At 40.3% G+C, this 14,999-nt stretch carries 16 protein-coding genes; all 16 read right to left on the reverse strand.

The genetic code is table 11. From position 1 onward, the window contains the following. Positions 1 to 219: 219 nt before the first annotated feature. A complete protein-coding gene (fetB, locus tag Q0507_RS00035) occupies positions 220 to 981 on the reverse strand; it encodes an ABC transporter permease (RefSeq protein WP_298710573.1) in 762 nt (253 codons plus the stop codon). Further along, positions 978 to 1,634, reverse strand: a complete 657-nt coding sequence (locus tag Q0507_RS00040; protein ID WP_298710576.1) for an ATP-binding cassette domain-containing protein — start codon at positions 1,632 to 1,634, stop codon at positions 978 to 980. The genes fetB and Q0507_RS00040 overlap by 4 nt, the downstream gene beginning before the upstream one ends. 209 nt (positions 1,635 to 1,843) lie before the next feature. Further along, positions 1,844 to 2,128: a 50S ribosomal protein L27 gene (rpmA, locus tag Q0507_RS00045; protein WP_004696430.1), complete on the reverse strand. Its 285-nt coding sequence runs from the start codon at positions 2,126 to 2,128 to the stop codon at positions 1,844 to 1,846. Positions 2,129 to 2,140: 12 nt separating this feature from the next. After that, positions 2,141 to 2,455: a ribosomal-processing cysteine protease Prp gene (locus tag Q0507_RS00050; protein ID WP_298710579.1), complete on the reverse strand. Its 315-nt coding sequence runs from the start codon at positions 2,453 to 2,455 to the stop codon at positions 2,141 to 2,143. A 2-nt stretch (positions 2,456 to 2,457) separates the two neighbouring features. Next, a complete protein-coding gene (gene rplU, locus Q0507_RS00055; RefSeq protein WP_004696434.1) occupies positions 2,458 to 2,769 on the reverse strand; it encodes a 50S ribosomal protein L21 in 312 nt (103 codons plus the stop codon). A 203-nt stretch (positions 2,770 to 2,972) separates the two neighbouring features. After that, the gene (locus Q0507_RS00060) at positions 2,973 to 3,548 is read right to left on the reverse strand and encodes a manganese efflux pump MntP family protein (RefSeq protein ID WP_298710583.1); all 576 of its coding nucleotides are present in this window, start codon (positions 3,546 to 3,548) and stop codon (positions 2,973 to 2,975) included. A 27-nt stretch (positions 3,549 to 3,575) separates the two neighbouring features. Further along, a complete protein-coding gene (locus Q0507_RS00065; protein WP_298710586.1) occupies positions 3,576 to 5,003 on the reverse strand; it encodes an Rne/Rng family ribonuclease in 1,428 nt (475 codons plus the stop codon). Between the two features lie 34 nt (positions 5,004 to 5,037). After that, the gene (locus Q0507_RS00070; protein ID WP_367268431.1) at positions 5,038 to 5,733 is read right to left on the reverse strand and encodes a TIGR03936 family radical SAM-associated protein; all 696 of its coding nucleotides are present in this window, start codon (positions 5,731 to 5,733) and stop codon (positions 5,038 to 5,040) included. Next, positions 5,705 to 7,588: a TIGR03960 family B12-binding radical SAM protein gene (locus tag Q0507_RS00075; protein ID WP_298710592.1), complete on the reverse strand. Its 1,884-nt coding sequence runs from the start codon at positions 7,586 to 7,588 to the stop codon at positions 5,705 to 5,707. Before Q0507_RS00075 ends, Q0507_RS00070 begins: the two co-directional genes overlap by 29 nt. 54 nt (positions 7,589 to 7,642) lie before the next feature. Further along, positions 7,643 to 8,746 (reverse strand): rod shape-determining protein RodA, encoded by a 1,104-nt coding sequence (gene rodA, locus Q0507_RS00080; protein WP_298710611.1) that lies wholly within the window; start codon positions 8,744 to 8,746, stop codon positions 7,643 to 7,645. 8 nt (positions 8,747 to 8,754) lie between these two features. Beyond that, positions 8,755 to 9,678 (reverse strand): AAA family ATPase, encoded by a 924-nt coding sequence (locus Q0507_RS00085; RefSeq protein ID WP_298710594.1) that lies wholly within the window; start codon positions 9,676 to 9,678, stop codon positions 8,755 to 8,757. Between the two features lies 1 nt (position 9,679). Beyond that, positions 9,680 to 11,602, reverse strand: coding sequence for a penicillin-binding protein 2 (gene mrdA / locus Q0507_RS00090; RefSeq protein WP_298710597.1), 1,923 nt, complete (start codon positions 11,600 to 11,602; stop codon positions 9,680 to 9,682). 19 nt (positions 11,603 to 11,621) lie between these two features. Further along, on the reverse strand, positions 11,622 to 12,116 hold the full coding sequence (gene mreD, locus Q0507_RS00095) for a rod shape-determining protein MreD (protein ID WP_298710599.1): 495 nt from the start codon (positions 12,114 to 12,116) through the stop codon (positions 11,622 to 11,624). Then, entirely contained in the window at positions 12,113 to 13,030 is a 918-nt protein-coding gene (gene mreC / locus Q0507_RS00100; protein WP_298710602.1) for a rod shape-determining protein MreC, read from the reverse strand. Before mreC ends, mreD begins: the two co-directional genes overlap by 4 nt. Position 13,031: 1 nt before the next feature. Continuing rightward, positions 13,032 to 14,069: a rod shape-determining protein gene (locus tag Q0507_RS00105; protein WP_298710605.1), complete on the reverse strand. Its 1,038-nt coding sequence runs from the start codon at positions 14,067 to 14,069 to the stop codon at positions 13,032 to 13,034. A gap of 373 nt (positions 14,070 to 14,442) precedes the next feature. Next, positions 14,443 to 14,999 (reverse strand): RadC family protein (locus Q0507_RS00110; RefSeq protein WP_298710608.1); only part of this gene is annotated, 557 nt, incomplete at its 5' end.

Below are 14,999 nucleotides of genomic sequence, written 5' to 3' on the forward strand. Positions count from 1 at the left end.
GTCTTCTGGTATTTCACTGATACTGTACATAGTATACCACTATTCCTACTAAAAAACATAGGAATTTGATACACAACAAAAGGTTGCCACCTCACAGGAGGAAGCAACCTTTATATTACGGGAATTTCTAATCTATATCGATTATCTATATCGAATATGACTAAAATGTATGTGCCTACATTTTATCTCCTATTTACTATTAATATTTAAGAAAACTTACTAATTTAATTGATTTCGATTATTAAAGAATGTTCTATATGCTAGCTGACAAGTTATAAAGCAAGCAATTGATATGGTAGATAAAGTCATAAAGGTTACAATCATTTGGTATTTTACAGCTTCTAACGGTGGCATCCCCGCTAAAATAAGACCTGTCATCATTCCTGGCAATGCTACAATGCCTAATGTCTTGGCACTATCCACGGTAGGCTGTAGCCCTGTCTTTATAACATCACGTACAATAGCTTTTGAAGCTTGCTTAGGTGTGCTACCTAAAGCCAATTTGATTTCCACCTCTTGTTTTCGCAGTTCAAAATTAGATAACAATTGACTATAACAAAGTCCGATAGCAATCATAGCACCACTGATAACCATACCACCAACGGGAATCACTTGATAGGCCGTAAAAGTAAGTACGCCAGTTAGTAGCAATATAGATAATGTCATCCCTGATCCTACAATGATTGCGAACCATGAAATCCATAAAACATGGGGAATTGTTTTTCCACGTTTAGCTGAGTTATAACCTGCATTTATAGCCATAAATCCTAACAATCCAATTATAAATATAGGGCTTTCAGTGCTAAAAACATAAGATAAAATAAAGCCGATAATAAAGAGCTGTACAGTAGCTCTCAAAGCACTTATAATAATATCCTTCTCCAGTTTCAACTCTTGTCGATAGGACATAATCAGGCTGATGATAACTAGTACGAATGCAAGACACAAGGATGTAGCAGATATAGTTTGAAATTGACTCATCCCAATTCCTCCTCATTAGCTAATAGACCATCCACTATAGTGATGCGGCGATTGGCCATACGCAAACTTTGTGCTTCGTTATGAGTTATAGAGATAATAGTAGTTCCCTTTTTATGAAGCTCATTAATTACATGTTCCACAATAGATGTATTCGTCGCATCTAAAGCAGAAGTAACCTCATCTAAAAGCAATATTTTAGGCTCAAATATAAGACTTCGAATAAGGCAAATTCGTTGCATTTCACCGCCAGATAATTCATCGTTACGGCGCTCAAGATACTCCATAGGCATATGAAATAAATCAAAAAGATATTCTATACGACTTATATCTGGTTCCATACCACGAATATCATAAGGAAATAAAATATTCCGTCGTACTATTTTCGCAAACAAATAAGGCCTTTGAAAACAATACCCCACTTCTTTACGATAACTTTCAGGATCTATGGTAGCTAAATCACGGCCATCATAAATAATTGCCCCCGAAGTAGGACTAATTAAATCACTACATAATTTTAAAAGTGTACTTTTACCACTCCCAGACGGACCTACAACAGTAATATAATCACCCTTATTTATAGACAGAGATACGTCACGGATAATAGATTTGTCTTTCACAACATAGGATATGTTAGATAACTCAAGCAGCGCCATAATGCCCCCTGTCGCCTTGTATTTCCCTTAAATGATCAAACAGTCACTAACTACAACTAGGAGTTTTAGTTAGTATAAAGGTGATGATTCTAATCCCCAAACTCATTCCCAAAATATAATATTAATTATATTATATTTCTAAAACACATACCACTTAAAAACAAAAAATCCCTAGTGGAAACCACTAGGGATTAATAGTCTTTGTAAAATTAAGCTTCTACAGGGTAAACGCTAACTTTACGGTTATAACGACCAGCACGTTCAAATGCTACTTTACCAGGCACAAGTGCAAATAAAGTGTCATCTTTACCGATACCTACGTTAGTACCAGGGTGGAAGTGAGTACCACGTTGACGAACGATGATGTTACCGCTCTTTACGATGGAACCATCATGGCATTTAACACCAAGACGTTTAGATTCACTGTCACGACCGTTACGAGTACTGGACACACCTTTTTTATGTGCGAACAATTGCAAATCAAAAGTAAACATTAAGTTCACCTCCTATATTTCGTGAATTTGGACAAACTCTGGATATTGACGGCTAATTTCCTCCAAACCAAGAAGCATAGTCCCCAGAATATCCTGTCCACTCTGATTAATCGTACCAGAGAGAACTATATCACATTGACCTTCGCTATTCGTATACTCCCCTTCTTGTCGAGCAATTTGGGTGAGTCCTAACATTGCCGTTGCCGATAAGGCAGACACTGCGGCACATACGATATCAAAGCCATGTTCATCATATCCTGCATGACCGGACATATGACAACCAACTATTTGACCATCACTATTCCGCTGGATTCCAATGGAAACCATAATTAAGCTTGGATAGATTCAATACGAACTTTTGTGAACGGTTGACGATGGCCTTGACGACGACGGTAGTTGGATTTAGCTTTGTATTTGAATACTAAGATTTTTTTACCTTTACCATGCTCAAGAACTGTACCTGTAACTTTTGCACCGTTTACAAGAGGAGCGCCAACTTTAACGTCGCCGTCATTCACTACAGTCAAAACTTCTTCGAATGTAACGGACTCGTCAGCAGCTGCTTCCAATTTTTCGATAGTAATTACATCGCCTTCAGCAACACGATATTGTTTACCACCAGTTTTAATAATTGCGTACATGAGAACACCTCCTTGTTATCGAACTCGCTGAATTCGGTATCCCGACCCGAACTTCGGTCGGGCGTTTAAACCTGTTTCACGCGGATTGCAAAGTTCAGTAAACCGAACTAATACTGATATAGTATATACTATTTACACTATCATGTCAAATAAAAAAACGACAGAACTCGCCTAGTTTTTAACACTTATATATACACAGAACTTTAAAATTCTCCGATAATTCCAAGGTGTTGTAAAAGTATCTTTGTACCGATGAGAATCAATACACCTCCACCTACTATATCTGCATATTTTCCAACAAATCGGCCCATAAATTTACCTAAGTAAACACCCACTAAAGATATACCAAAGGTAATAACACCAATCATCGTAGATGCTTCCCATACATTGATAGGTAAAAATGCAAAGGTCAACCCTACAGCCATCGCATCAAGGCTAGTCGCTACGGAGAGCATCATCATTTCCCAAACACCCAAGAATTGCTTATCATCGTCCTCTTCATCATCATCACTAAGTCCCTCTCTGATCATAGCGATACCTAAATAGCCAAGAAGTCCAAAGATAATCCAGTGGTCCCAATCAGCAATCACATCGATAAATTGACGACCGATGAGCCAACCAATAAGAGGCATAAAAAACTGGAACAAACCAAAAAGAAATGCCAAGGTTACCTTACGACCATTCTCACCTACGGGCATTGTCAGCCCCTTACCGATAGATACACCAAAGGCATCCATCGCTAGGCCTATACTAATTAATATAATTTCAAATACAGACACGGTACTCCTCTATAAACAAACTACATATTATTCAGTTACAGCCATCAGGGAATACCCTTCACGGCTAATTTGTGGATTTACCACAATAGAAATCTTGCGCCCTATAGACTCACCCAAATCCACGAGAACAGCCTTTGTTAAATATTGAGCTACCTCTGGATGAACTTCGATTTCTAAATCTGTTTTAATACGTCCAGATTTAAATAACTCGCGGATACGACGAACAATCTGCATATACACGGTGCGGCCTGACAACATATAGCCCGTACCACCACATTGAGGACATGTATCAAACATCAAGGTTTGTAAACCTTGGCGAGCTCGCTTTCGGGTCATCTCTACAAGGCCAAGCGAACTAATGCCGCATACAACAGTTTTCATTTTATCTAACTTAGCTTGTACCCCCAACAATTTTAACAATTCTTGTTGATGCTCTTTATCTTTCATATCGATGAAATCGACTACAATGATACCGCCAATATCGCGCAAACGCAATTGACGACAGATTTCTTTTGCCGCCTCTTTATTGACTGTGAAAGCTAAATCTTCCAGCTTATTAGACTTGCCAGTGTAATGAGCAGAGTTTACATCAAAAACGGTGAGAGCTTCAGTATGATCGATACGGATTGAACCACCAGAAGGAAGATTAATATCGCGAGAGATAAGATCTTCTAATTGAGGTTCAATGTGATTTGCTTTAAAAATCGGTGTGCTATCACGATGACGTGTCACTTTAATTTGTTGCGACGTAGGTCCATGCCCTAAGAGGTCCAGCAATCGGGATTCTCCCATATCGGAATCAACGATGATTTCCTCTACATTGCGATGCGCATAGTCCCGAACAAGACGGAACCAAAAGTCCGCATCACTATAAAGGTCAGTACCACTCTTAGCAACCTTAAAACGCTTCAACACATGTTGCCAAGTCCGCCACAGATACTCCATATCGCGACCGATTTCATCGGCACTGGCCTTAGCTGCCGCAGTACGAATGATAAAACCGCAACCTTCTTGTACATAAGGTGCTGCTAACTCTTGTAATTTTGTACGCAAGGCTTCGTCAGTAATTTTTTTAGAAATATGCATGCCTTCAGAATATGGTAATAGTACCATAAAGCGACCGGCCAAACTAACGTCTGCAGTCACGCGGGCACCTTTACCGAGCATTTCTTCTTTCACTACTTGAACAAGAATTTGTTGCCCTACAGATAGGCGTGGCAAGATTTTCTGTTCCTTCCCTTGTTGAAGGTTCAAATACGCATTTTGAGAGCCTCCAATATCAACAAAGGCCGCTTGCATACCATTCAACACATTCTTTACTGTGCCTTTGTACATATGATTTGCCATATGAGACTCATCGGTACGCTCCAAGACAAAGTCCACTAGCTGGCCTTCTTCGTCGATAACAGCCATACGAATTTCTTCGCGCATAACATTGACCAAAATTTTATGCATCTTATCCCTCCCTTCTTCGTCATCTAAATTATAATTAGTAACTAATCTCTAAAGGCGTATAGCGACCTTCTTCGTTTTCTACCATAATGGCTTTACGATGAATTTCGTTGCTAGTTGTAATAGGCCAATTATACTGATCCTTACCGAGATTCCATACTTCGCTAGGTTTAATCGTGCCTTGCGGATAAATGCCGATGCCCATTGTAAGGGTCACCATACCGTCCTTAACGGAGGCTATGATTGGTTCTTTTACAAACTCTTTTACATCAATGGTACGAGTTTTCTTAGGTGTTACCTTTTCATAAGAAATCTCCGTTGCTTCATTAAAAGGTTTGAGTAACACATCCCAATCAGGATTTTCATCTGTCACAGGACCTGTTACCTCATAGATAGCAAAGTTACAGATGGCCATCATCTTTTTCACCTTTTCAGGCATTTCTTTACCATTTAGCACTTCAAGGCCTGATGGCGCTACACGGTTTAAACGGTCCATAATGGACTCTAAGCTATCCTCTTCGAGCACATCCATATCGATATATTCAGCCGCTGCCGTTACACCTAAGGCAAGTGCAGAGGAGAAGCTAATTTTCATATGAGGGTTAAAACCTTCAGAATAAGCCATTTTAATTTCTGCTCGTCGAATCATTCGCTCTACAGCTTGAGCATAATCAAGGTGCGACAAGAATCTCAATTCTTCGCCTTTATTTAAGGCCAAACGTAACTTTTTCAACTCTGCCACCCTCCTTATAGTCAATAATAGCTGTATCCAGCTCTGGACATACATTACATCCCTTACATGGAGCTCGACGACAATCGCCTGTAAGGTTCGCTTCTACTGCTTGTTCCCATTCGCGTTTTAAGAAGGCTTTGCTTACAGTGCAATCTAAATGATCCCAAGGCAATGGCTCATCGAAATCACGGGTACGACGTGCATAGTACGCAGGATCCAATCCACAGTCAGCAAATGCTTTCAACCAAGTTTCATAGTTAAAGAACTCGGTCCAACCATCGAATTTACAACCTGCTTTCCAAGCCTCTACGAGAACTTTAGACAATCTGCGGTCCCCACGAGCAAAAGCAGCTTCCATGTAGCCAGTATAGCCATCATGGTAGTGGTAGGAAATGTTACGATTATTGATGAGGGACTTCAAGTAACGTTGTTTACGATGAATTTCCTCTACATCTTGTTGACCATACCATTGATATGGAGAATGTGTTTTTGGCACGAAAAAGGATACGCTCACCGTTACAGAACCATTTCGTTTCCCTGTAATTTCACGGTGTAAATCGAGTACCTTGTACGCAAGATCTGCAATACCAGCCAAATCTTCGTCGGTTTCTGTAGGAAGGCCCATCATAAAATATAATTTAACTGTATTCCAGCCAGATTTGAAAGCATTAGTACACGCTGCCAATAAGTCTTCTTCACTAACGCCTTTATTAATAACATCGCGCATCCGTTGCGTACCCGCTTCAGGAGCAAAGGTAAGACCACTCTTGCGCACTTGCTGTACCTTTTTCGCAATATCGATAGAGAAGCTGTCGATACGCAAGGACGGTAAGCTAACGCTAACTTGTTTATCTTTAAACTCTTCCATAAGCATATCTACAAGCTCAGGTAATTTGGAGTAGTCCGCAGAGCTTAAACTCATCAAGGAAATCTCATTGTACCCAGTATTGGCAATCGTATCTTTAGCAATTTGCAGCAAACGCTCTGGTGTTTTTTCACGGACAGGGCGATATAACATACCAGCCTGACAGAAACGACAACCACGAGTACAACCACGGAATAATTCAAGAACTGCACGGTCATGAACAATATCAAGGAATGGTACTACAGGCTTCGTAGGGTAGAAACTATTTTCTACATCTTCTACGATGCGTTTAACCACCGCTGCGGGCACCTCTTCAAAGCGCGGCGTAATAGATTTAAAATCTCCTTGTTCTGTATACTCTACATCGTATAACGCTGGACAGTAGGTACCAGGAATTTGAGCTACTTTGCGCAAGAAGCCTTCTTTCCCACCTGGGAAGCCTTTCGCTTTTTCCGCTTTGAATAGGTCGATAAACTCATCACCCCACTCTTCAGATTCCCCGAGGGATACGATATCAAAGAAATCAGCAATTGGCTCTACATTAAACGCACAGGGACCACCGCACACAAGCAATGGAAAATCCATATCACGATCTTTAGCATACATAGGAATGCCTGCTAAATCGAGCATATTTAAGATATTTGTAAAGCTCATTTCATATTGTAGAGTAAAGCCTAGAATATCAAAGTCTTTGATAGGAGTACGTGTCTCCAAAGAAAACAAAGGAATATTGCGCTTGCGCATTTCCTCTTCCATATCGTGCCACGGTGCAAATACGCGCTCTGCTACCGCATCTTCACGACGGTTTACGAGACCATACAAAATCTTGATGCCCAAATGACTCATGGCCACTTCGTACACATCGGGAAAACCTAAAGCCATAGTTACATCAACAGTACTGTGATCTTTCACGATACTATTGTATTCGCCGCCCATATAACGAGCTGGCTTTTGGACATGTTGTAACCATGACGTATCTAATTGAATCATACATCCTCCGTCTTTAATGAAAGACTTCTTTCACAATCAATCCTAGAAAGGATACTAAAATATATATTTTGTCCGCTGTCTAGCGATATTTAATAAAATACCGATGCTCAGCATATTAGTCGTTAACGCACTAACACCGTAACTAAGGAATGGCAATGGAATCCCTGTTACAGGCATAATACCAATGGTCATACCTACGTTTACGAGCACCTCAAAAGTGAACATCGTACCGATACCCGTTGCTAATAACATGCCAAAGTTGTAATTGCAAGTATATGCTACTTGAATACTGCGGTAAATAAGCATAAACAATAATAGCAATACTATAATACAACCCACAAAGCCAAATTCTTCACCTATTACAGAAAAGATAAAGTCCGTATGATTTTCTGGTAGAAAGTTTAACTGACTTTGAGTCCCATTAAAGATACCTTTGCCAAAAATCATGCCCGAACCGATGGCAATCTTAGATTGAATGATATGATAACCAGAGCCAAAGGGATCGATATCTGGATTTAAAAATACGAGAATACGTTGTTTTTGGTATTCTTTCAGTACAAACCAGCCCAAAGGCATCAAGAGTAAAGTCACGCCTGTAATAATTTTGATAAGTCTTGTTTTAATACCTGAAATAAAGAGCATGCCCACAAAAATAGCAATATATACAAGGGATGTCCCCAAGTCAGGTTGCAGGAATACGAGCAAAATCGGAATTCCTACATATAACACCGGTAAAAATAGAGATTTAAAGGTGTCTAACTTGCCAATACGAGGTTCTAGCATTTTTGCCATACAGATAATCATCAATAATTTAGAAAACTCTGAAGGCTGAATGGTAATAGGTCCCAATTGAATCCAACGCTGTGCGCCTAGTGCAGAGGTACCAACTGCCATAACTGCGATTAACATAAGCAAGGTAATCCCATAGATTATATTTCCCCATCCTTTTAGACGATGGTAATCTATAAATTGCATGCCTATAACGACGGCTATATTTGCTAAAAAGAATACAAGTTGTTTCACCACTAAGCTACCAAAACCAATAGCTTCATGATTCACATGGGTAGCACTACCAATAGCTGTAAGACCAATTCCGACAAGTAATATTGTACATATGATGATAGTCCAATCACTATCTTTCCATATTTTACGCCACATCATATCACCTATTTCAACTTGCTACGGCGCCACAAGCTTTGTTTACCTTGCACCAATAAGCGCTGTGTAGTCCAACCACCACGATTAATGTAATGAACATTGTTAGAGTCATCAAAAATAGACTCACCTACTGTTGCAAGACTTGGTATGCTATCTTGCTCCTTAGATGCTTTTTTCTTAGTTACATAAGCATCGAACTGCTTTTGTACATCGTAATCTTCCCAACAATCGCCAGTTGCTACATAATCTACAAGAGGTGCTAACATAGCTTTAAGATCGCTAGAAACGAGTTCTAACAAATGACCATCCTGCGTATACACCTGAACATCCTCGTCATAAGGAATCATGGCCCCTACATATTCAGCGCGAAGAACATCTAACATATCATATAAATTGATATTCTCTCCATCAATAGGTACCGCGTTAAAAGCAATGGCATAATCACGAATATTATGCTCCTGACATACTTGAATCATGCGCGCCCCATTACGTAAGGATACCCATAAAGGATGTGTTACTACGATACAGCGATTTACTAATTCTAAAATAGACTCTATGCCCTTTCCGATACCAGCAGGAGCATCGATTAAAATATAATCATAGTCCTCACCAAGGCGACGGACTAATTTTTTATACTTCTTACGACCTATATCTTCCCAACGCGCACTTTGGCTAGCTGGTAGGAAATCTAAGTTTTCAGCAATTGATACGATGGCATCATCCGTATAATCCTTATCTTCGCTCGCATCTAGTGCGTCGTAAATGATTTCATTTGCCACACCTAACACAAGGTCCAAGTCGCGCAATCCAAAATCCCCATCACAAAGCAATACGCGATGCCCTGCATGGCTTAAGGCTGAACCCAAGCAAGCGGTAATCGTAGTCTTACCTACGCCACCCTTACCAGATACAACGCCGATTATCTCGCCCATACTAATCCTTTCTTGGTTGCCCACTAGTTACCGTATTTTGAGGTTTTTGCCCATTATTAGCGCCTGTCCCCGCAGCGGTTTCTTTATTACCTTTACTATTTGTATCATTAGATTTCTTATTCACTGGCACATTGAAGTACGCAGCCAATATATCTCGTACGATAGGCCCCGCAGAACCAGCACCAAAGCTTCCTTGCTCAACAAGTGCGACCACTACAATTTGTGGCTTATCATACGGTGCATAGGCTACAAACCAACCGTGATCTCTGCCATGTGCATTCTCTGAAGTACCCGTTTTGCCGGCTACATCAATAGGAAATCCTTTAAATAATTCCCCTGCCGTACCACCTTCATTAGTAACGTCACGCAAGCCTTCGCGAACAAGATCCATAATATTCTTTGGTACAGGTAAAATACCGAGTTTGTCAGGACCAAAGATTTCTTTTGGCGTGCCATCCTTATTATCAACACGGCTCACCACATATGGGCGGTATTTAATGCCACCGTTTGCTACTTCACTGAGCATAACAGCCATTTGTAATGGTGTCACCAAGGTAAAAGACTGACCTATGGCCGCATCAAAGGTTTCACCTAAGTACCAATCTTCATCATACACTTTGCGTTTATAAGTAGGACTTGCCATATTACCAGAGGCCTCACCAACAAGATTGATGCCGGTCTTTTCACCAATACCAAAGTAGCCAGCATATTTTACAAGTCCTTCTATGCCAACGCGATTGCCCATTTCATAGAAGTAAACATTATCTGATTTTGCAAGAGCTTTATTAAAGTTGAGCCACCCCAATGCTTCGCCTTCTGCATTTCGTTTATCGATAAGCCAATGTTTACCACTATCAAAAATCATCTCTTCCGGAGTAACCTTTTTAAGATCTAATGCGGCCGTACCCGTGATGATCTTGAACGGAGAACCTGGCGGATATTCACCAGATATAACTTTATTATCAAAAGGATGATTTTTATCGTTATTCAGCTGATTCCACTGCGCCGTTGTAATCCCTTTAGCAAACCAGTTAGGATTAAATTCAGGTGCACTGACCATGGCCAAAATGGCACCTGTATTGGGATCCATTGCTACTACAGCAGCACCTTGAGCTGGAATGCCTTGAGCACGTAACTGTTCTAATTGGTTCTTAACCGCTTCTTCAGCAGCCTTTTGTAGATTCACATCTATAGTTAAGTGAATATTAGAACCAGGCACTGTATGTTTCCTATCCACTTCAGCCACAGGACGACCTGTAGCATCGACCTCTACTTGCTTACCACCATCGGTGCCACGCAAAATAGAATCATATATTTTTTCAAGCCCAGAACGACCTAAAATAGTACCACTACTAACAAGAGTATTCGGATCTTTCTGTTTTAGCTCTTCTAGTTCTTCTTCGCTCACTTCCCCCACATAACCAAAAAGCTGAGAAGCCATCGTTTCGTACGGATAATAGCGAAGTGGTTCTACATCTATGGTAACGCCTGGTAATTCATGACGATGCTCTTCTATGGTTGTAACTACGTCCATAGAAATATCGTTGGCGATACGAATTGGCTCATAACCGTATTTATGATCATTAACCTTTTTTGTAATATCTTCTGGCTTCATTTTTAGCAAGGCTGCCAATTTAGCAACTTCACCTTCATCTAAAGCCTTGCCTGTAGGCAAAATGGATATGGTGTACGCCGGTCTCGAACCTACGAGGATCTGACCGTTTCGATCGTACATAATACCGCGAGCAGCTGTCATGGATACCATGCGCAAGCGATTACCTTCAGCCTTAGCTTGATAATACCCACCAGACAAAATTTGCAACGTCATTAGACGCAATGCTAACACTATAAATATGCCGGCTACAATGTAAAAGAGTACATCAAAGCGACTCGTTTTTCTTCGTTTATAGAGGCCTTCAAGCACTCTTTCACCCCCTTAATCCTTACCAAATATAACCTTGTTGTTCTTCATCCTTACGCCATAGTAAACCGTGTACTATAGCACCCAACAAACCATTCCAAAACATCACAGGTAATACCATATGCCATAGATATAGCCCTAAGTGCAAATCGCCACCACTGGCTAATATCATAAAGCTACGGATAAAGCCATCTAGCAATGTACAGATAGCTACTATACCACTAGACCAATACCAGCGTTCTTCATAGATACGATGCTTTACCGCAGATAATAGATATACCACAATCACATAAGAGAATAGATGAAGCCCAAAGAAGTTAGATATCAATACATCGTGTATGATACCTCCTACAACGGCTGCTATCAAACCTATGCGACGACCTTTAAATAAAGTTACCATAACGATAATCGTCAAAATCAAATTTGGTAACCAATTTGTATGGAAAATAGCAGGCAATAATTGCGCCTGTATAAAGTAAACTAAAAATCCACAGAGGACTAGAGCTAAACGCATCATTGTTTAACGGCCCCCTTTACTCCTTCTACTTGATCTCGTTGTGTTTGAGGCACAAGTTTAGGTTCAAGTTCAGGTTTTTGTGGTGCACTTAGAGAAGACGAGGTAAGTACAAAGACCTCTTCTAAACGGTGGAAATCCACACTTGGTGTTACCACTGCATTTTTTACAAAACCTTCCGTATCATTTTCAATGGATTGCACATTACCGACAGGCAATCCTTTCGGATAGATGCCGCCATAACCGGAGGTGATCAACTTATCCCCTACCAATACGTCACCATCGCGTGCAATATTTACCATAGATGGTGTGCGAGGTGTGTTGCCATTCCCTTTCACAACGCCAGACAAGCGGGACTCAGGTCGCTGTACAAGAATTCCTACTGCGCTACGTGGGTCGAGAATAGTTTGAACACGCGCAGAGTGTGGGTACACATCCGTGATAAAGCCAACGACACCACTAGGTACAACAACAGCCATGTTAACTGCCATTCCTTCTTCACTACCTTTATCAATGGTAAAAGTATTGGTCCAAGTACCATAGTCCTTTGTAATGATACCCGCTAAGGTCATGGAAAATTCTGGATGATTACTCTTATAGTTTAAAAGTTGACGAAGGCGAATATTTTCTGCCACTACTTCATCGTAGTTAACCACCTTTTGCTCTAATGTAGCTTTACGAGCTTCTTCTTCTTCACTTTCAAGAGTAGAAAAGATAGCATTATTAAGCACTGTGAAGCTAGTTTGAACGCCATCTAATAAACGAGCTGAACCATAAGCAAAAGGCGTCGTAATCCCTTCAAGAGTAACTGTAACAAAGGGAATACTAGTTCGTTGCTTCCATGCGAAGCCGAGTAATGCCAATAGGATACAACCAATGACAACGATGATAATTAACTTTTTATCTGACTGTATCATGCTAATCTCGGCCCTTTCTATTCTTAGAATTTACAATAAAACGCGATAAGCTCACTAAATCAGATGAGGCCCCATTAAGGCCTACCACAACTTTTGTTTCAGGTGCTTCAGGAACATGAACAGGTACCCCTAATTCAGTACCAATCCGGTCCGCTAAACCAGATAGTCTTGCTGTACCGCCAGTAAGACATATGCCATGTTGCATAATATCAGCCACGATTTCTGGTGCAGTAGCACGAATCATTTGCTTAACCTCATCCAAGAGCCCTATCAAACATTCATTTATAACTTGGTACACTTCAGATTGATGAATCACACAACGTCTACCTAAACCGTTCATCATATCGCGCCCTTGAAAGGCATACTCTGCATCCTCTAAAGGAGCGACAGCTGTTCCTAATGTATGCTTAATATCTATTATAGTTTCATCAGATACGATAATGCCAAAACACTCACGCACATAGCGCAATAAGGCATTATTAATATCAGAACCACCAAAACGAATTGTTTTGCTATCCACGATACCACCTAAAGAAACAATCCCCATATCAATAGTGCCACCGCCGATATCAATGACCATAGATCCTTGCGCTTCAAAGATAGGCACACCACAACCAATAGCAGCCGCCACAGGTCGTTCGATAAGAAATACCTCTCTAGCACCAGCTTGAATAACGGCATCCATCATGGCTCTTTGCTCAACATCGGTCATACCACAGGGAACACCTACGACAACACGAGCTCGACGCAACGCATTAGATACCTTATTAAGAAAATAGCTCAGCATAGTATGCATAACGCGATAGTCCACGATAAATCCATCCTTTAAGGGTGTTAAAGGACGCCACAAATCAGGCATACGCAATACAAGGCGCGCCGCTTCATCTCCAACGGCTACCACTTTTTCTTGTTTTGTATCAGTTGCTATAATCGATGGTTCGCTTATAACGGTTCCTCGCGTCCCCCCCATGAGGCGCGTTTGTATGGAACCAATATCTATACTTACATCTCTTCCTAGAGTAGGTAAAATGGAACTCATAGTAATTTCTCCTTCATTACATCATCATTCCATTTTACCATATATAAAGCGACTTTTTCCATTGATATGAACGCTTTCCTTTCTGTTAAAAACACTGATAATGCATAGGTCATGTACTCATAAGTCATACATAAAACATTTATAACTTCATCCATAAAATGTTTATAACTTCATACATAAAGTCTCATATAAAATAGTAAAAAGCACTCATTAAAAATGATATATCACCTTCCCTTTACTAATATCCAGCAAAGTGGAATTCCTATCAAAACAAGTGCTTTTTGTTAATCCTATTCAGTTTAATTTCTATTCAATCTATTTTTTATTCAGTTTATTTATGTTCAATTTATTTTCTATCCAACGTAAATTCTAATCAACTCAATTTGCCAATTTCGCTGAGACTCGTAAATTCGTTGTCCCCTATAACGATATGATCAAGTACGGGGATTCCCATAAATTGACCTGCACTGACAAATAGTTTCGTAAGCCGTATGTCTTCATCGCTAGGCCTACTATCACCTGAGGGATGGTTATGAATTAGAATTATAGCCGCCGCATTGCAGGCTATAGCCTTTTTAAATACGGCCCTTTGCTCTACGAGACTCGATACAAGTCCACCATTAGAGATATGTTCCAATTGGATAAGCTTGTTCCGAGATGTTAGCATAGCAGCCCACACATGCTCCACATCTTCGTGGCGCAGTCGCTCCATCACATATTGGGCTATGACAAAGGGTTGTGAAAAATCTTCATAAGTCTCTTTAATCTTTAGTTCCCCTAATCTCCGCCCCATTTCAAGAGCTGCACATAGAGTCACCGCTTTATCTGTACCAATCCCCTTAATTTTTATTAAGTCATCTACGGTCATTCGATTGAGACCATATACGCCATCATCAAAGGATTGTACAATATCACTTGCCAAAGAAATCG

It is taken from the genome of uncultured Veillonella sp. (assembly GCF_938010505.1).
GTDB lineage: Bacteria > Bacillota > Negativicutes > Veillonellales > Veillonellaceae > Veillonella.

Excerpts from the sequence above, each read along its gene's own strand:
- fetB (WP_298710573.1), bottom strand. The coding sequence starts at position 981 with ATGAGTCAATTTCAAACTATATCTGCTACATCCTTGTGTCTTGCATTC.
- Q0507_RS00040 (WP_298710576.1), bottom strand. The coding sequence starts at position 1,634 with ATGGCGCTGCTTGAGTTATCTAACATATCCTATGTTGTGAAAGACAAA.
- rpmA (WP_004696430.1), bottom strand. The coding sequence starts at position 2,128 with ATGTTTACTTTTGATTTGCAATTGTTCGCACATAAAAAAGGTGTGTCC.
- Q0507_RS00050 (WP_298710579.1), bottom strand. The coding sequence starts at position 2,455 with ATGGTTTCCATTGGAATCCAGCGGAATAGTGATGGTCAAATAGTTGGT.
- rplU (WP_004696434.1), bottom strand. The coding sequence starts at position 2,769 with ATGTACGCAATTATTAAAACTGGTGGTAAACAATATCGTGTTGCTGAA.
- Q0507_RS00065 (WP_298710586.1), bottom strand. The coding sequence starts at position 5,003 with ATGCATAAAATTTTGGTCAATGTTATGCGCGAAGAAATTCGTATGGCT.
- Q0507_RS00075 (WP_298710592.1), bottom strand. The coding sequence starts at position 7,588 with ATGATTCAATTAGATACGTCATGGTTACAACATGTCCAAAAGCCAGCT.
- rodA (WP_298710611.1), bottom strand. The coding sequence starts at position 8,746 with ATGTGGCGTAAAATATGGAAAGATAGTGATTGGACTATCATCATATGT.
- Q0507_RS00085 (WP_298710594.1), bottom strand. The coding sequence starts at position 9,678 with ATGGGCGAGATAATCGGCGTTGTATCTGGTAAGGGTGGCGTAGGTAAG.
- mreD (WP_298710599.1), bottom strand. The coding sequence starts at position 12,116 with ATGATGCGTTTAGCTCTAGTCCTCTGTGGATTTTTAGTTTACTTTATA.
- mreC (WP_298710602.1), bottom strand. The coding sequence starts at position 13,030 with ATGATACAGTCAGATAAAAAGTTAATTATCATCGTTGTCATTGGTTGT.
- Q0507_RS00105 (WP_298710605.1), bottom strand. The coding sequence starts at position 14,069 with ATGAGTTCCATTTTACCTACTCTAGGAAGAGATGTAAGTATAGATATT.